Source organism: Azospirillum sp., assembly GCF_035628975.1.
GTDB lineage: Bacteria > Pseudomonadota > Alphaproteobacteria > Azospirillales > Azospirillaceae > Azospirillum.
Genome location: NZ_DASPIS010000025.1, coordinates 1 through 16,591, shown reverse-complemented (window position 1 = coordinate 16,591; position 16,591 = coordinate 1). Strand labels below are relative to the sequence as shown.

Genomic DNA, 16,591 nt, shown 5'->3' with positions numbered 1-16,591 from the left:
GATCGGCGGGACGGGGCGGACGGATCTGCCAACAGGCGATCCGCACGACCTCCATGAAAGCCTGTTTGGCAAGGTGCTCAAACTGCCGGGTGAGACCCTGGTCTATCCGGCACACGACTACAAGGGGCGCGATCATTCGACCATCGCCGACGAGACCGCATCGAACCCGCGCCTGCAGAAGACCGAGCGGACGGCCTTCGTGGCGATGATGCGTGCTCTCGATCTGGCGGCGCCCACCCATCTGACCGAAGCGTTGCGCACCAACATGAGCGGCGGCAAGACCGTGGCCCAGCTCCTGTCCGAGGCGGCATCCGGCGTGCCTTTCATGTCGATGGACGAGCTGGACAGCCGTTTGGGCGGCAACAGCCGCGACTTCGTGGTGATCGACCTTCGCGAGAAGGACGCCTACGAGGCAGGGCATATCAGCAGCGCTAAGCACCTGCCCCGGGGGCAGTTGGAGCTTCGTGTGAATACCGAGCTGCCCGATCCAACGGTACGGATCATCACCTGCTGCGAATTCGGCAAGATATCGATCCTCGCCGCCGCCACCCTGCGTGAACTTGGATATTTGCGGGCAACTGCACTCGACGGCGGCATCGCAGCGTGGCGGGAGGCCGGGCGCGCTTTGGAGGCAAGTGGCTGACTTAGAGTCCGACTCGGAATCGGCAAAGCTGTGTCTATGTTCGAGCCACCCGTCTTGAGAGCAGTTTGACGCTGGCGATGAAGATCCAGGCGACGGCACTCTCGACGGTGGCCTCGAAGTCCTTGGCGAGGCCGCGATTGCGGTTAAGCCAAGCGATTGTACGCTCAACGACCCACCGTACAATGTTGCCAAGTTTCCCGGGGTAAGGCGTCATCATATGGCGTTGGTTCTGGCGTCGGAGGGACCCGAAAGACAATCTCAACATGGTTGGCGTCAATCTCAACCCGTCGAACCAGACTGCGGATGATCTCCCGCTTGCCGCTCCAGTCGAGGTCGTCGAGCCCTTGGCGTATCTTGATAGCGAACTCCTCCAGGCGGCCGATGATCAGTGTCAATTCGCGCTCGGCGTCGGCGGCCTCGGCCGCCACCGCCCGCCGCTCGCGGAGTTGGCTCAGACGAGCCCGCAGGCCGGCGATCCGAGGTTCGAATTCCGGTCGGTCGATCACTCCTTCGGCATAGCTATCGATTAGGCGGCCGATCCCGCGGTTCAGACTGGCTATTTGGCGATCCAGTTGGGTCACGTCGTCGATTTCCCCGGTGCCGCCCCGCCCTTGCTCCAAGCGCCGTTGATATTCAGCGGCGACGCGGCCGGGCTGTTCCAGAAGAGCCCGCACCCGTGTCCAGACCGCCTGCTCCAGCGCGTCGCTGCGCACGGGGGCGTTGTCGCAAATCGCGGCGCCATCGAAACGGTAGCCATCGGAGCCGAGGCAGCGATAGTAGCCGATCACGGCTTTGGATGTCGTCCAATCCGACTGTGGGGCGGTCTTGCCGTAATAGGCATATCCGCAACGCCGGCAAACCGTCAGTCCTTGCAACAGCCAGTGGGCGCCCTTGCAGGACTCTCGTTTGTGCCGCCGATTTTCGCTCAGTTGCGTCTGGACAGCCTCAAAGACGAACGGGTCGACCAGCGCAGGGACGGGAACCTCGATCCAGTCCTCCTTGGGCACGGCAACGCGCTTGCCGGGCCGCCGGGGTGGCTGGGGATGCCCGCGGATTCGGCGCAGGCGAGGCGGCCCCGATACATAGTGGTTGTGTCCGTATACCGCCCGCCCGATGTAGGCCGTGTTGACCAGCATGCCGCGGATCGTCGAGGCGTACCAATTCGTCGCGCCACGGCGCGTCAAGCAGCCGGCTTCCCGCAAGCGACGGCAGACCTCGCGCATACTGACGCGCTCCAGTCCAACCCAGGCGAACATCAAGCGGACAAAGCGCGCCTCCTCTGCGACCACCTCGAAGCGCGCCACGCCCCCACCCAACCCCTTGGGCACATAGCGATAGCCGAAGGGGGCCGTGGTGAAGGCGCTGACCAAGCCGGAGCGCGCCGCATGCCGACGGCCCCGGCGGCCCCGTTCCAGGATCTTGGTCCGCTCGTATTCGGCCACGACGCCTTGGATCTGAAGCAACAAATCATCCTCGGCCGTGCCGCCGATCGGATGGTTCAGGAAGACCACCTCGCTCCCCGCCCGGCGAAATTCTTCCATCAGCAGAACTTGGTGGGCATGGCGACGCGCCAGCCGATCAGGGGCCAGAACATAGATGCGGTCAATCAGTCCGCTGGCAAGGGCATCGCGTAAGCGCTCCAGAGCGGGGCTGTGTTTCAGCGAGCAAAATCGACCCTTTCTGGGGGGGTATCATGTGCACAAAGTTGACCCCTTTGCACAGCCCAGGTTATGGCGCTCTCTTCAACGAAATGGCGAGTTGGTGATCCGACCCGACGGTTGCCCCGGTGGGTCCACAGGCAAATCGAGGGGCCGCCGCCACCGCGCTATGGAAGCGGGCGGCGGCCCCTCGTTGCCCATGGACTACCGGGGCAACCTACCACTTCCGGTGGGGGTGAAATTTGGGCGCTTGCAGGGGGTCAACTTTCCATCCGTTTAACAGTCTATCGTGCTGTCGCCGAGCGTGCGCCGGACGCCGAGGTGATCATCCCGCCGCGCTCGACCGCCGTGGTGAGCGACACCGCCGAGAGCGCGCCCACCCGGCGCGACCGCCACATCCAGACGATCAAAGAGCGTGGTCGGCTGGGGTGGCAGCGGGCCGTCCAATACGGCAGGAGAGCGTTGGTCGAGGTGGCGATGCTCCGGTACAAGGTTTTGATCGGACGCAGCCTGCGCGCCCGGACTCTGCCTGCACAAAAAGCCGAAGCCAAGGCCGCCTGTGCCGTCATCAATCGCATGACCAACCTCGGCATGCCAACCACCCGGAAGGTCGCCTGATCTCCATCGCCTCTGGGCGAAATCTATCCGCAGGCTGAGTTCTGCACCAAAGTCACTTTGCAACAGAGCCGTCCCGACGCACCCTTCTCCTCCCGCATGTGCCGCCATCGGCCCGGGCCATTCACCGTCGCCGCCGAGCGGGGATCCCGAGTTGCGCAGCCATGAGGACAAGATCGGGCAATGACCGGGCGCCCATCTTCTCCATCACATGGCGCTTGTGCACCTTTGCCGTTATTTCCGAAAGACCGAGTTCCCCGGCGATCTGCTTGTTCATCAGACCGCCGATGGCGCAGGTCATGACCTCGCGCTCGCGGTCGGTGAGGGTCTCATAGCGGTCGGCAAGCTCGCGATGGGCCCGGTTGACATCCATGGCCGCGGTGTCCGCTTCGATAGCCCGGCTGATCGCCTCCAGCAGCACCTCGTCCTCGACCGGCTTGGTCAGGAACTCGATCGCGCCGCCGCGTATGGCGCGCACGGTCATGGGAATCGTGCCGTAGCCGGTCAGGAAGATGATCGGCACGGTGATGCCGGCATCCCGCAGCGCCTCCTGCACGGCAAGCCCGTTCTGACCAGCCAGCCGAACGTCGAGCAGCACGCAGCTTGGACGGTGGGCGAGCGTCTTTTCGGCAAGGTCGTCGGCATCGGAATGTTCGACGGCAGTTAGGCCGGCCGTTTCGCAGAGCCTCTTCAGGGCTTTGCGCAGTGCCGGATCGTCATCGACGATATGGACGACTGGTTTCATGTTAGACAGTAAATCATGAACCATGCCGCGATCTGAACCTCGAAAGGCACATCTCGAGGATAGCCGCATCGAATGGCTTGGTGAGATAGGTCGATGCTCCCGAATCCAGCGCCCGCTGCCGGATTGCCTCGTTCGGATAGGCGGTCATGGCGATGAGGGGAAGCGAGGGATGCCGCTCGGAGAGGGCCTTGATCATGTCGATGCCGGTGACCCCGGGCATCTGGAGATCGGCGAGCACGCAGAACAGTTCCGCCGCCGCATCGTATGACAGCATGGACTCTGCGCTGTCGAACAGCAGCACCTCGTACCCGATGGACAGGACGAGCCTTCGCAGAGCAGCCCTGATGAAGGGATCGTCGTCGACGATCGCCACGATGTCGCGCGTCCGTCCGGCATCAGCCATGGGCGATCGGCAGGGTGAAATGAAAGGCGGCCCCGCCTCCGGGAGCCTGGTCCACCCAGATGTCCCCGCCATGCGCATCGAGGCAGTTGCGGCATATGGCCAGCCCCATGCCCATGCCGCCCGGTTTGGTCGAATGGAATGGCTCGAAGACCTGCGCGCGCCGTTCCGGCGCCACTCCCGGCCCGGTGTCGGTCACGTCGACCGCAAGGGACGACTGCGCGACGCGGAGGGTCACGGTGATGTCCCGCCGGCCCGGCCAGTCCCCCATGGCTTGCGCGGCGTTCAGCATCAGGTTCACGAACACCTGCTGGATCTGCACCGGGTCGGCCAAGGCGAGCGGAAGATCGTCGGGAGCAGCGAGATGCACGACCGCGCCGTGGGAGCGCAGGTCCGTTTCCACCAGCAGATTGGCGTTGCGGGCCACCTGGACGATATCGACCGGAGTGAAGGAACCGGGGGATTTGCTGAAGTGGGAGGTGATGCGCGCCACTACGTCGCGGGCGCGCGAGGCCTGGGTGACGACGTCCTGCAGGGCCGCCGCCGCTTCCGTGATGTCCATTGGGGTTGCCCGGAGCAGGCGTTGCGCTGCCTGGGCATTTGCCAGGATGGCCGCCAGCGGTGAGTTGACTTCGTGCGCGACCGAGGCGCTGAAGGCATTGGCCGTTGAAATCCGGGAGGTCCTGGCGGCGTCAGCCTGGGCGGCGACAAGCCGCGCCTGTGCCTTCTTGTAGGCGGTGATGTCGACGGAGGTCACGATGATGTTCGAAAATCCGGCAAGATCGCGCGGCAGCATGGCGGTGAAGAGCGTGTCGATCTCGACGCCCTCGGTGGTCGTCAGATGGGCCTCGGAGCGAAAGAAGCGGTCGCCGCGGCCGAAAGCCACCAGCCATTGCACGAAGGTCTGGTCGGTTTCGGGAAGCAGCCGGTCGAGCGGGCCGATGTAGACGTCCTTTCCGGGTGCGCCGGTCTCCTCCAGCGTAAAGGCATTCACGTCACGGATCATCACGCGCGCCTTCAGCGCCCGGAGTTCGTCCGGCCGGTTGGCGAAGTGGCTCTCCAGATCCCGGACCCCCGCCTGGCGCAGCGCCATGACGGCCTCGGCGACCGCCGTCCAGTCCTCTCGCCACATGGAGATGCCGGCGCGCTCGAAAATCTCTCCATATTGCCGCCGGCAATGCAGCGTCTCCCGCTTCAACCTCATCATGGACAGAACGGCGAGAACGGCGGTCAGGAGCGCCGCCGCTCCCGTCGCAAGCGCCACGTCATAACGTTCGGGCGGTTGTGAGGCAGAAACCGCCGCCAGGATCGCCGGGGCGAAGACCAGCAGGGTGGAAACGGCGAGGTCGCGCGCAGTGATCGGCCATCGGCGCGGCGCCGTGGCGGTCATCCACGCCGGCAACCCGTCGGGGTCGGGCAGCGCCCCGGCCGAGGTCTCGGCAAGGCTTGGCCATCTGGAAAAGACTTGCCGCATTCACCTCGCCTCCGGATGAGAAGCAGTAGCAGCCTGGCGCCGCAACGTCTGCGATACGCCTGTATAGTGGCCTGGGGTTGCCGGCGATTCCATAGTGCTCCAATGAACCTGCACGCGCACGGCACCTTCAAATTTCCCAACGCCGGCTTGGCAGCCACATCGCTCGGCCGTGGCTGGAACGGCGTCGCCGCCGAGTTGCGCTCGCACCCGGCCGGTGATTTGCCCGCGATCGTGCCGACCCAGATGGAAATCACGCTGGCCACGCGCCGCAGCCCGGGCGCCTTCGTCAGGCGCAAAGGAGCCGGAGTCCGCCAGCGCTCGGCTGTGGAGGAAGGCACCATCTGGCTGTGCCCGGTCGGCGTCGGCGAGGACGAAATCAGCATCTCCGCTCCGCTCGACGAAATCCTGCACATCTACCTGCCGGCCGACCGCTTCGACGGGCTCGCCGACCTCTATGGCGACGCGCGCATCCGTGCGGATGCGATCAGATATCTCGCGGACCTGCGCGATCCGCTCATCCGCCAGATCGGCCTGTCGATCCGGTCGGAACTGCTGCAGGAAACCTCCGCCGGCCGGATGATGGTCGAATCCGCCGCGCTGGCGCTGGCCGCCCGTGTCGCCCACGCCTACGCCCACGACCGCCCGGAGCCCTCGCAGACCCCACAGGAAGCGGATTGTCCGAAGCGGATCTCACGGGTGATCGACTTCATCCGCGACAATCTGGAACGCGACATCTCGGTCGGCGAACTCGCAACCGTCGCCTGTCTGAGCCCCTTCCACTTCGCGCGCATGTTCAAGCGGCTGACGGGCAAGACACCCCACGGCTTCGTCAGCGCCGAACGCTTTGCGCTGGCGCGGAAACTGCTTGGCGATCCCGATATGCCGCTTGTGACGGTGGCCCACCGGTCCGGCTTCTCGACCCAGGCGGCGTTCGGCACGGCCTTCAAGCGGGCGATGGGCTGCACGCCCGGAGCCTATCGCCGACGCCTTTCCTGAAGACGTCAAGGCGACAACCCCGCGAAAAACCTCCGCAGCTTCACGAAAGACCGGGGAGGAAAAAAGGGCGACAGTGTCGATCGAATGCAGTCGACCGTCGCAGGATTCCCGCGTCACTGACCGTTCCGCCGATCCGCCCTGCAGAACCTTTCGATGAGGACCGCCGCATGGAAGAGGAACTGGAATTCGGCCCCTTCAGGGTCATACCGTCCCGGCGCATGCTGCTGCATGACCGGCAGGTGGTGCCACTCGGCAGCCGGGCGATCGACATCCTGATTCATCTGATCGCCCACGCAGGCGAGGTTCGCACGAACAGAGAGATCGTGAAGCATGTCTGGCCCGATACCGTCGTGGATGAGGCCAATCTCCGGGTGCATATTTCGGGCATCCGGCGGGCATTGAACGACACCCAGCGCCACCCCCGGTTCATCGCCAACATTCCCGGCAGGGGCTATGCGTTCGTCGCGCCGGTGACCAAGCGGCGTGCGCCCGACAAGTCCGGGGAGGCCGGCGACCCCACGTCACGCCGCTTCACGACGGACCCCGGTACGGGGCGGGTTTTCGGGCGGGAGAGCGTGGTCGAGACGATCTCCGCCCATCTCTGCCGCTCCCGGCTTCTCACCATCGTCGGACCGGGAGGCATAGGCAAGACAACGGTCGCACGCGCGGTCGTCGCGCGAGCTCCCTCGGACCTCCACATCATCTGGGTCGATCTTTCCTCCGTGGGCGGCGGGGGCCTCGTGCCGACCGTGGTGGCGTCGGCGCTCGGCATCCTTTCGCGAACCGACAACATTCTGCACGAGATCGCCGCTCACCTGCGCACGCGCCCCGCTCTGCTCATCCTGGACAGCTGCGAGCATCTGGTGGGCAGTGTCGCGTCGTTCGCCGAGTGCCTGCTGGCCGAGACCCGGGATCTGCGCATTCTTGCGACCAGCCGCGAACCATTGAGGGCCGCCGGGGAGCGTGTGCACCGCATTCCGCCGCTGGAGCTTCCGGCGGCGGCGCTGACCGCGAGCGCGGCGATGGGTTCGCCCGCAGTTCAGCTCTTCGTGGAGCGCGCGGACGCCTGCCTTGGGCAGTACGAACTGACCGATGAAGACGCGCCCCATGTCTGCGACATCTGTGAAAAGCTTGACGGCATCGCGCTCGCCATCGAATTGGCGGCCGGTCGCCTGGAGACAATCGGCGTAAAGGCTTTGGCCCGATCCTTGTCCGATTGCTTCCGATTGCTGACCCGCGGCCGCCGGACCGCGCTGCCCCGCCATCAGACGCTGAGGGCGACACTCGACTGGAGCTATATGCTGCTGCCCGAACCGGAACAGTCCGCCCTGGGTGAGTTGTCGGTCTTCCGCGGCCGGTTTAGCGAAGAGGCGGCGGCCGCCGTCGTTTCCGGCGGGAGCGCGGAAGCCGTCCTCGCCGCGCTCGTGGCGAAATCGCTCGTCGTGGCGGACGCCTCCTCCGGCCCGACGGCCTATCGGCTCCTCGACACCACCAGGCTTTATGCATCGGAAAAGCTCGCGGAGACCGGTGATGCCGACACCGTCGCGGCGAGATTGGCCGAGTATCTGCGAGCCACCTTGGAAAGCGCGGACCGCGAACTGATGTCGGTACCGGTGGCCGACTGGACGCGCAATTACGCCCAACACACGGACGATCTGCGCACCGCGCTGGAATGGGCCTTCGCCGAACGGAGCGATCCACTGCTGGGCGTGCGGCTCACCGTCGCCGCGCTGCCCTTCTTCTACCGGCTTTCGCTGCTCGACGAATGCCTGGCCTGGGTCAGGCGTGCGATCGACTACCTGGATGCCCGTCCCGGCCTGGACGAGCGGAACCGCATGAAGCTGTATGCAGCCCACGGTTGGCCCCGGATCTGTCCGACGGGCGCATCGGAACACGGTGTCGCGGCGTGGTCCAAGGCCTTGCGGATCGCCGAGGATATCGGCGACATCGATCACCAGCTCCGGGCGATCTGGGCGCTGTGGGTCGATGCGATCAACCGCGCCGAACCGCGGCTCGGATTGACGTTCACGGATCGCTTCCGCGCTCTCGCCCCGTCCTCGCCTGATCCGGCCGATGTGGTCATCGGCAAAAGGCTGTATGGCGCGACCCTGCACTGGCTCGGCCGCCACGCCGAAGCCCGGGATCACCTTCTGCAGATGCTTGGCGAATACGCGGCATTGCCGGCGAGCTGCCATTCCGTGCGCTTCCAGTTCGATCAGACCGTTACGGCCCGCATCGCTCTGGCTCGTTCGAATTGGCTTTTGGGTGAAGAAGAACAGGCCTTGCGTGAGGTGGAAGATGCATTGGCCCATGCCAAGGACATCCAACACGATCTCTCTCTCAGCAATGCCCTGGCGGAAGCGGCCTGCCCGATCGCGCTGCTCGCGGGATGCGATGATCTTGCGATCCACTATGTGGCGCTTCTCAAGGACCATACGAAGGCCCTGTCGCTCGACGTGTGGAATGGCTACGCCGCGTGCTTCGAGGCCGAGATCGCGCTCCGAAAGGGGCGTCCCGACGACTGCGGGCATCAGCTGCACCTGAACCTGCCGACTCTCCGCAACAGCGGCTTCACATTGTTCCAGACGATCTTTCAATCCGTCGCGGCTCGGGCACTCCGTGACATGGGCAAGCATGCGGACGCGCTGAGGGTGATCGATTCCGCGATGGCACATTGCGCATCCTCGGGAGAGCGATGGTGCCTTGCCGAACTCCATCGCGTGAAAGGCACGATCCTTCTCGCCGAAGGCCTGCCCGACGCGAGGGACCGGGCGGGCGAAAGCTATCGGCAAGCGCTTGTCGAGGCGCGTCGTGATGGCGCCGTCGCATGGGAACGTCGCGTGAATGCCGATCTGCATGCGCTGTCGCCGTATGCGCTGTCCCCGTCTTGCCGGATGCCGGAGGAAGGCCGTGTCAGGGCTGTCCCGTCCGCGGGATCCGGTCGGCTTTCGGAGCCTTCAGGTCTGAAGAGGAGAGACTTGCCCAGGATGAACAACCGGTCTCAGGCCCTCTGTCTGGTCCCCTGTTCACCCGCGGAAGTCCCTTCGCGGGCTCGGCAGCAAGGGCAAGGATGGGTTCGCTGACCTCGGGCCCTGAAAGGCCGGTGGATGCGTGCTCTTCCCGCCCGAGCTCGCCTGTCAGCTCCGATCCCCTAAATCGGACAACCACTGCGTGATCATCCTGTCGGCCGCTTCGCGCAGAGCCGGCCCGGTGGTGCGCGCACTCCGCCGAAGGGCTGCCGGGTCGATCCCGGCGGTCGCCAGTTCGGCGGCATGGCCGACGAGCCAGCGTTCGAACCCGTCGCCGCAGTCCGCCTCGGCGTGGAACTGGAGCGCGAGAACGTCTCTGCCGATCGCGAAGGCCTGTTGCTCGACGACATCGCTGGAGGCGAGGTTCGTCGCGCCGGGGGGAAGTGAATAGGTATCGCCGTGCCAATGGAGCACCGGCGTTCCCTCCAGATGACGCAGCGGGCTTCCTCGCCCGGCAGCGGTAAGGGAAACGGGCTTGAAGCCGATCTCCTTGATACCCGAAGGAAAGACACGGGCGCCGGCGGCAGCGGCGACCAACTGCGCGCCCAAACACACGCCGAGCAAAGGCCGCCGGGCTGCAAGCCTTGCGGCGATGAACGCCTGTTCCCGAGCCAGAAATGGATAGACCGTCTCCTCGTAGACCCCGATGGGTCCGCCCAGGATGACGAGCAGATCCGGATCCTGGAGATGGTCCGGCGGAAAGTTCGCATCTCCGACATCGGCATAGCGAATCTCGTAATCCGCCTGCTCGAAGGGCAGGGTGAAGGTTCCGAGATCCTCGAAATGGACGTGCCGAAGCACCAGCGCAATTTTGGCCATGGAATACCTCTCCTCCGGCATCGATGGTGCGGACGCCGGCTCCGGAATCGGCACGGCTTGTTGCGGCGAGGGCCGACGCGATTGCACTTCCGGTGGGAATGCGGATACTGGGACTGCTTTCCTCTCTCCATCTGCCTGGAGGAAGAAGCATGCCGGTCCGCCGATGGCAGTCGGCGGACCGGCGCCCCCCTTCACTTGCCGGTGGCGACCTTACCGGGAAGGCTCAGATTGCCCGACGCCACCTTGAACACGTTGTCGACGCAAAGCAGCGGCGAATGCAGGTTGCCGTTCACCTTGAGCCCCGCCGTGACGCCGTCGAACGACGCGCCACTGATGCCGCCGAGCAGGGACAGCGGGATCGCAACCTCGACCGCGTCACCCTTGAACGTCGTCGGGTAGTCAGGACTGTCGATCAGCAGCGGGACCTTCGGCCAGGTGGGCGGAACCTTGGGCTTCTGGCCATCCGGAATATCGGTCACCTTCAGCCCGCCTTTGCACGCCTTGTCCTCGTTCAGGACGACCCAGTGCGGGTGCCAGACGTCGCGGTTGCGTCCGCCATAGGCGGCATCGTCGAAATCCGGATGGAAGGTGACGGCAAGGGCGACGATGCCCTGATCCCGTTCGAAGCCGATTTCACCGCTGTTCGGCGAGGTCGGCCAGACATAGGCGTAGACATCCGAACCTTCGAACTTGCCCGTGGCGGCCGGCTTGTCCGATCCGGCAGTACCGCGCACACGCGTCGTGAAGATGGCCTTGTCCTTCTTCGTGACGACGGCGGTCTCGATGATGTCGAACGATGCCGTCACCGCTTCGGCGGGCTTGGCTTCGATCGGGTGGGCGTGGGCCGCACCGACCCACAAGGACAGGGTTCCGGCGGCGAGCGCCCCGGTCAACAGCTTTGCAAACATACTCATGCTTCCTTCCGTCTCTTTTGCCTGGAGGTTCGAGCTATCCTTTGTGGAAGACGCCCCAAGTGGCAGCTTGGAGCGAAGGATCAGCCATGGAGTGGTCACGGCACTCGATGCGGAGGTCCCGCTGGCCGAATGCCGCGTTCACGAAGGCGCAATGATGCGGTTTTGCCGCATCGGCGTGGGCATGGGGCCGGAAATGGCGGCAGCTCACGCACATGCGCTGGATTGGGATGGCGCCAGCGTCCTGCAGCCGCTTGATCATCGTGACCAGGGTCATCAGAAGATGCTCCTTGTCCGAATCCGAAAGCGTGCCCGCAGCCTGTTCCAAGACTCCGGGCACCGGATCGTCGGTCGAGAGCGCCGCGCCGCCCGCCTCGGTCAGGCGGACGGCGACGGCACGCTTGTCGACGGTCGAGGCGTGCTTGACGACCAGGGACTTGCGTTCCAGCGCGGCGATGGACTCGGTCGCGGTCGGCTGCGAAACGCCGAGCTGGAAGGCGATGTCCCTGACGGCCGCACCATCGGTCCGGCCCGCCAGATACTCGAGAATCGCATGCTGCGTCGGGTTGAGTCCGGCGGCCCTGGCACGGACCCAGTCCTCAGAGCGAAGAACCGAGTCCAGCCGCGAGAGTCCCTCGCGGATGCGATGTTCGATTGGTGTCGGGGTTTTCGGCGTCTCCATGGCTCCAACATATACATAGTGGTCCTATATATCAAGCGGGCGCTGAGCCGGATATCGGATGACTGCCATGCGCGGCCGGATCAGGGCGCGCCGGTTCCGACCTTGTATCTGGCCGCGGGCTGCTTCAACGACAGGTAAGGGGCCAACGCCAGCCTGGCGTTTTCCAAGTCGGACCACAGCTGAACGTCCGCCAGCGATGGAATGGTGACGACCTCGCCGCGGTCGAAGCCGGCAAGCGCCGCATCGACCATGTCGCCGGCTTCCATGATCATCTCCGGCGGGATCGCCGCGATGTCGACGCCGGCGCGCTCGAACAGTTCGGTCCGCGTGAAACCGGGAAGCACCGCCTGCACCTGCACGCCGTATGGATTCAGCTCGGCGGAGATCGCCTGGGTGAAGGCGAGAACGAACGCCTTGCTGGCACAGTAGCTCGCGTTGAACCGCTCGGGCATGAGGGCGACGACCGAGGCGATGTTGATGATCGCCCCCCGGCGGCGGCCCGCAAACGCCTGGGCGGCGGTCACAGCGAGGCTGTGCAGGACGTCGACATTGAGGTGGAGCATGCTTTCGAGCCCGCCCCGCTCGGAATTGAGTAGTGGCGCGTTCGGCGCGATGCCGGCGCAGTTGACCAGGAGCGAAAGCCCTTCGTCCTCCCGCAGCATCGTCAGAACCTCCTCGCGGTCGCTGTCACGGGTCAGGTTCGCGGCCAACGGGGTGACCGCGACGCCATGCTCCTTCGCCAGCCGTTCCGCGAGAGCGGCCAGACGGCCGCGGTCGCGGGCGACGAGCACGAGGTCGTAGCCCCGACGTGCGAGCCGCTCCGCATAAACGGCGCCGATGCCCGACGAAGCCCCGGTGATGATTGCCGTTCCCATTGTCATCGTTTCCTCCTACTCCACTGCCGACATGGCGGCGTGTTCAATCGCTGCCGCCACGCCCGCGCCATAGGCCGGGTCGGCGATGCTGCAATTCTCGATGTGGCGCCGCTGGATGTGGGGCGCGGCACCTGCGATCGACCGGGCGGTGTTCTCGAACAGGGCCCGGCGTTGCGACGGCCCCATCAGACGGAACAGGTTGCCCGGCTGCTCCCAATGGTCGTCGGCGGTCCGGTGGTCCCAATGGGCCGCCATCCCGTCCAGCGGCAAGGGCGGCTCCCCGGCGTCCGGATGACCGATCCATTCACCGCCGCTGTTGGGAGCGTAGGACGGCGTGGCGCCCAGATTGCCGTCGGTGCGCATGGCGCCGTCGCGGTGGTAGCTGTGGAAGGGACATTTCGGCGCGTTGACGGGGATGTGGTTGAAATTGACCCCCAGCCGGTAGCGCTGGGCGTCGCCATAGGAGAAAAGCCGAGCCTGCAGCATGCGGTCGGGGGAGAAGCCAATTCCCGGCACGATGTTGGCGGGGGAGAAGGCCGCCTGCTCCACCTCGGCAAAGACATTCTCCGGATTGCGGTTGAGTTCCAGCACGCCGACCTCGATCAGGGGATGGTCGCCGTGCGGCCAAACCTTGGTGAGGTCGAACGGATCGTGGCGGTGGGATGCGGCTTGCGCTTCCGTCATCACCTGGATTGCCAGGGTCCAGCGTGGAAAATTCCCGGTCTCGATGCTGTCGAACAGGTCGCGCTGATGGGTTTCGCGGTCCTTGCCGATGGCGGCCTCGGCCTCCGCATCCGTCAAATTCTCGATGCCCTGCCGGCTGCGGAAATGGAACTTCACCCATACCCGCTCGTGGGCGGCGTTGATCATGCTGAAGGTGTGGCTGCCGAAACCATGCATGTAGCGATAGGACCGGGGGATGCCGCGGTCGGACATGACGATGGTCACCTGATGCAGCGCCTCCGGCAGCAGGCTCCAGAAATCCCAGTTGTTGCCGGCGTTGCGCATGCCGGTGCGCGGGTGGCGCTTGACGGCATGGTTCAGGTCGGGAAAGCGCAACGGATCGCGGAAGAAGAAGACGAGCGTGTTGTTGCCGACGATGTCCCAGTTGCCTTGCTCGGTATAGAACTTCACGGCGAAACCACGGATGTCGCGTTCCGCGTCGGCCGCCCCGCGCTCTCCCGCCACCGTGGAAAAGCGAAGGAAGACGGGGGTTCGTTTCCCGACTTCGGCGAAAAGCCTCGCCTTGGTGTAGCGGGTGATGTCGTGCGTCACGGTGAAGGTGCCATGGGCGCCGGAGCCTTTGGCATGCATGCGCCGTTCGGGGATCACCTCCCGGTCGAAATGGGCCAGCTTCTCGAGCAGCCAGATGTCCTGCAGCAGCGCGGGCCCGCGGTGCCCTGCGGTCAGGATGTTGAGGTTGTCGGCGACGGGGGCGCCATTGGCATGGGTCAGAAGCGGCTTGGTCATGGCGCTGGCTCCGTGCGACTGGCCTGTGGTTGCGTCTTTGTCGGGGATATGGCGGTCATCCGTTTGCCGCCCGTCGAGGTCAGGACAGGGCGACGCAGCGATAGGCGGCGCCATGCCGCTCGGCGATGGCGAAGCCGGGGCTGGTCCAGTGATAGCCGAGCATGCGCAGCTTCTCCGCCGCCGCCCGCTCGATCAGACGGCTGCGCGTGGCGATGCCCTGCTCCTGGTCCGTGTCGAAGCCGAAGCGCCAGCGTGGATGTTCGAAGGACGCGACGACGTTCGTGATCGCGTCGCCGGTGATCAGCAGGCCGTCGTCGCCGGCCAGTTCCAGGGAAATGTGGCCGGGGGTGTGGCCCGGCGTGTCCAGAACACGGATGCCGGACACCAGCTCGTCCCCGTCGCGCAGGCGGACCAGCCGCCCGCCGATGGCTCCCAGGTCGCGGCGGGCGCCCGGCACGAAACCGCTCAAGCCCGGATAGCGCGCGGCCGGGTCCTCTTCCACCCAGAAATCCCATTCGGCCGCGGCCACATGATAGGCGGCATTGGGGAAGGTCAGCGTCCCGTCCGGCCGCAGGATGCCGCCGGCATGGTCGGGATGGGCGTGGGTCAGCACGACATGGGTGACGGATTCGGGAGCGATGCCGGCGGCCAGCAGATTGTCCCGAAGCCGTCCGGCCGTGGCCTGGAACTTGTCCCCCGATCCGGTGTCGACGAGGATCAGCGCCTCGCCGGTGCGGATCAGGGGGATGTTGACGGGAATGTCGGCCGCCCCCTCGCGTCCGCCCAGCCGCCGGATGATGTCGGCCTTCTCGGCCGCGTCGGCATCCGGTGCTATGACGGTATCGGGCAGGGTGATGAAGCCGTCGCTGAAGACATCGATCTGGAATTTGCCGTGTCCGAACCGCCGCGGCGGGGCGGCCACGGCCCGCCCGGCGATCGTCGTGCCGGCCGCGGCCAGCGCGGCGGCCCCGGCCAGGAAGGAACGCCGCTGGACGGTGAACGATACGGGTCTCATGCCCGGATGGACCATGGCTGCCTCCGCCGGTTCATGATGGATGGGCGCCGGGTGGATCAATCCCGGATGAATGCCAGCAGGTCGGCGTTGATCACGTCCGCGCGCGTGGTGGCCATGCCGTGATCGAAGCCCTCGTAGATCTTCAGGCTGCCATGCTTCAGCAGCTTGATGCCGAGGACCGCGGAGTCCGCGATGGGCACGATCTGGTCGTCGTCGCCGTGCATCAGGAACACGGGCACGTCGATCGCCTTCAGGTCCTCCGTGAAGTCGGTCTCGGAAAAGGCCTTGATGCAGTCGTACTGGGCCTTGATCCCTCCCATCATTCCCTGGCGCCACCAGTTGTCGATCACCCCCTGCGACACCGCCGCGCCGGGCCGGTTGAAGCCGTAGAAGGGGCCGGCCGGAACGTCGCGATAGAACTGCGCGCGGTTGGCGGCCACCTGGGCGCGGAAGCCGTCGAAGACCTCGAGCGGAAGGCCGCCGGGGTTCCGGTCGGACTTGACCATGACCGGCGGCACGGCGCCGATCAGCACGGCCTTCTTCACGCGCCCGGGCTCCGCCCGCGCCACGTAGCGGGCGACCTCGCCTCCGCCCGTGGAGTGGCCGACATGGATCGCCCCCCTGAGCTCCAACGCGGCGGCCAGCGCCTTCACGTCCTCCGCATAGGTGTCCATTTCGTTGCCGGTGGCCGTCTGGGTGGATCGGCCGTGCCCGCGCCGGTCATGGGCGACGACCCGGTAGCCCTTTGAAAGGAAGAACAGCATCTGGCTGTCCCAGTCGTCGGCCGACAGGGGCCAGCCGTGATGAAAGACGATGGCCTGCGCCTCGCGCGGTCCCCAGTCCTTGTAGAAGATCTCGGCGCCGTCCTTGGTCTTGATCATACCCATGATGTGGTCTCCTGCGTGGGAGGTACCGGCGATGGCCGGTCCGATGGGGGGAAGGGCCGCCGCGAACAGACCGGCGGCGGTCAGGCCGATGCCGCCCGCCAGGACGTCGCGGCGGGTGGCGCCGGAGGCGGCGCAAGTCACCATGCTTTTCATGATACGGAATCCTGCGGATGCGCTCAGGCTGCGACGGCAACCTTGCCCAGGAACTCGTCCGTGGACGGCAGCGTGGCGTACGCGAAGCCGAGAGCCGCCATGAAGGCGGCGTGGACGTGGGCCGCCGGTACGGTGATGCCGCCAAACGCCAGATCGCGGGACGCGCAGGCATCGTGGACGACCGTCGCCTTGTAGCCGAAATCTACCGCGGCGCGGGTA

The 16,591-nt window shown here is 65.7% G+C and carries 14 protein-coding genes and 3 pseudogenes; 4 read left to right on the top strand and 13 right to left on the bottom strand.

Features of this window, described 5'->3' with window-relative positions; translation table 11 throughout:
- Window positions 1-643: rhodanese-like domain-containing protein (locus VD964_RS05070; protein WP_324866206.1), on the top strand; the 643-nt coding region annotated here is incomplete at its 5' end.
- A gap of 34 nt (window positions 644-677) precedes the next feature.
- On the opposite strand, the pseudogene VD964_RS05065 reads toward VD964_RS05070, so the two are convergent.
- Together VD964_RS05065 and VD964_RS05060 are read right to left on the bottom strand one after the other, a co-directional pair.
- Window positions 678-821: pseudogene (locus VD964_RS05065) on the bottom strand (IS5/IS1182 family transposase); the annotation flags it as partial.
- Window positions 808-2,286 carry a recombinase family protein gene (locus VD964_RS05060; protein ID WP_324866210.1) on the bottom strand — a complete coding sequence of 493 codons (1,479 nt, stop codon included), beginning with the start codon at window positions 2,284-2,286 and terminating at the stop codon, window positions 808-810. The pseudogene VD964_RS05065 and the gene VD964_RS05060, both read right to left, overlap by 14 nt.
- A gap of 297 nt (window positions 2,287-2,583) precedes the next feature.
- On the opposite strand from VD964_RS05060, the pseudogene VD964_RS05055 reads away from it, so the two are divergent.
- Window positions 2,584-2,919 (top strand): annotated as a pseudogene (locus VD964_RS05055) (IS5/IS1182 family transposase); the annotation flags it as partial.
- A gap of 121 nt (window positions 2,920-3,040) precedes the next feature.
- On the opposite strand, the gene VD964_RS05050 reads toward VD964_RS05055, so the two are convergent.
- The 3 genes from VD964_RS05050 to VD964_RS05040 are packed head-to-tail and all read right to left on the bottom strand — an operon-like array spanning window position 3,041 to window position 5,451.
- Entirely contained in the window at window positions 3,041-3,685 is a 645-nt protein-coding gene (locus VD964_RS05050) for a response regulator transcription factor (protein WP_324866204.1), read from the bottom strand.
- Window positions 3,675-4,064: a response regulator gene (locus VD964_RS05045; protein WP_324866202.1), complete on the bottom strand. Its 390-nt coding sequence runs from the start codon at window positions 4,062-4,064 to the stop codon at window positions 3,675-3,677. Before VD964_RS05045 ends, VD964_RS05050 begins: the two co-directional genes overlap by 11 nt.
- On the bottom strand, window positions 4,057-5,451 hold the full coding sequence (locus VD964_RS05040; RefSeq protein ID WP_324866200.1) for a sensor histidine kinase: 1,395 nt from the start codon (window positions 5,449-5,451) through the stop codon (window positions 4,057-4,059). The genes VD964_RS05045 and VD964_RS05040 overlap by 8 nt, the downstream gene beginning before the upstream one ends.
- Window positions 5,452-5,637: 186 nt before the next feature.
- On the opposite strand from VD964_RS05040, the gene VD964_RS05035 reads away from it, so the two are divergent.
- Window positions 5,638-6,531, top strand: coding sequence for an AraC family transcriptional regulator (locus tag VD964_RS05035; protein ID WP_324866198.1), 894 nt, complete (start codon window positions 5,638-5,640; stop codon window positions 6,529-6,531).
- A 167-nt stretch (window positions 6,532-6,698) separates the two neighbouring features.
- Window positions 6,699-9,614 carry an ATP-binding protein gene (locus tag VD964_RS05030; RefSeq protein ID WP_324866196.1) on the top strand — a complete coding sequence of 972 codons (2,916 nt, stop codon included), beginning with the start codon at window positions 6,699-6,701 and terminating at the stop codon, window positions 9,612-9,614.
- Window positions 9,615-9,668: 54 nt separating this feature from the next.
- Here VD964_RS05030 and VD964_RS05025 read toward each other — a convergent pair whose 3' ends face one another.
- From VD964_RS05025 to VD964_RS04990, 8 genes and pseudogenes are all read right to left on the bottom strand, one after another.
- Complete coding sequence (locus tag VD964_RS05025) at window positions 9,669-10,379, bottom strand: glutamine amidotransferase (protein WP_324866194.1); 711 nt, start codon at window positions 10,377-10,379, stop codon at window positions 9,669-9,671.
- 191 nt (window positions 10,380-10,570) lie between these two features.
- Entirely contained in the window at window positions 10,571-11,272 is a 702-nt protein-coding gene (locus tag VD964_RS05020) for a hypothetical protein (protein WP_324866193.1), read from the bottom strand.
- 55 nt (window positions 11,273-11,327) lie between these two features.
- Complete coding sequence (locus VD964_RS05015) at window positions 11,328-11,972, bottom strand: MarR family winged helix-turn-helix transcriptional regulator (protein WP_324866192.1); 645 nt, start codon at window positions 11,970-11,972, stop codon at window positions 11,328-11,330.
- Between the two features lie 80 nt (window positions 11,973-12,052).
- On the bottom strand, window positions 12,053-12,853 hold the full coding sequence (locus VD964_RS05010; RefSeq protein WP_324866190.1) for an SDR family oxidoreductase: 801 nt from the start codon (window positions 12,851-12,853) through the stop codon (window positions 12,053-12,055).
- A gap of 9 nt (window positions 12,854-12,862) precedes the next feature.
- Window positions 12,863-14,317: a catalase gene (locus VD964_RS05005; RefSeq protein ID WP_324866188.1), complete on the bottom strand. Its 1,455-nt coding sequence runs from the start codon at window positions 14,315-14,317 to the stop codon at window positions 12,863-12,865.
- A gap of 79 nt (window positions 14,318-14,396) precedes the next feature.
- Complete coding sequence (locus tag VD964_RS05000) at window positions 14,397-15,332, bottom strand: MBL fold metallo-hydrolase (RefSeq protein WP_324866186.1); 936 nt, start codon at window positions 15,330-15,332, stop codon at window positions 14,397-14,399.
- Between the two features lie 56 nt (window positions 15,333-15,388).
- Entirely contained in the window at window positions 15,389-16,219 is an 831-nt protein-coding gene (locus VD964_RS04995) for an alpha/beta hydrolase (RefSeq protein ID WP_324866208.1), read from the bottom strand.
- 176 nt (window positions 16,220-16,395) lie between these two features.
- Window positions 16,396-16,591, bottom strand: a pseudogene (locus VD964_RS04990) (hypothetical protein); the annotation flags it as partial.

Coding starts and splice junctions, on each gene's coding strand:
- VD964_RS05050 (WP_324866204.1), bottom strand. CDS start 3,685: ATGGTTCATGATTTACTGTCTAACATGAAACCAGTCGTCCATATCGTC.
- VD964_RS05045 (WP_324866202.1), bottom strand. CDS start 4,064: ATGGCTGATGCCGGACGGACGCGCGACATCGTGGCGATCGTCGACGAC.
- VD964_RS05040 (WP_324866200.1), bottom strand. CDS start 5,451: ATGACCGCCACGGCGCCGCGCCGATGGCCGATCACTGCGCGCGACCTC.
- VD964_RS05035 (WP_324866198.1), top strand. CDS start 5,638: ATGAACCTGCACGCGCACGGCACCTTCAAATTTCCCAACGCCGGCTTG.
- VD964_RS05030 (WP_324866196.1), top strand. CDS start 6,699: ATGGAAGAGGAACTGGAATTCGGCCCCTTCAGGGTCATACCGTCCCGG.
- VD964_RS05025 (WP_324866194.1), bottom strand. CDS start 10,379: ATGGCCAAAATTGCGCTGGTGCTTCGGCACGTCCATTTCGAGGATCTC.
- VD964_RS05015 (WP_324866192.1), bottom strand. CDS start 11,972: ATGGAGACGCCGAAAACCCCGACACCAATCGAACATCGCATCCGCGAG.
- VD964_RS05010 (WP_324866190.1), bottom strand. CDS start 12,853: ATGACAATGGGAACGGCAATCATCACCGGGGCTTCGTCGGGCATCGGC.
- VD964_RS05005 (WP_324866188.1), bottom strand. CDS start 14,317: ATGACCAAGCCGCTTCTGACCCATGCCAATGGCGCCCCCGTCGCCGAC.
- VD964_RS05000 (WP_324866186.1), bottom strand. CDS start 15,332: ATGAGACCCGTATCGTTCACCGTCCAGCGGCGTTCCTTCCTGGCCGGG.
- VD964_RS04995 (WP_324866208.1), bottom strand. CDS start 16,219: ATGGGTATGATCAAGACCAAGGACGGCGCCGAGATCTTCTACAAGGAC.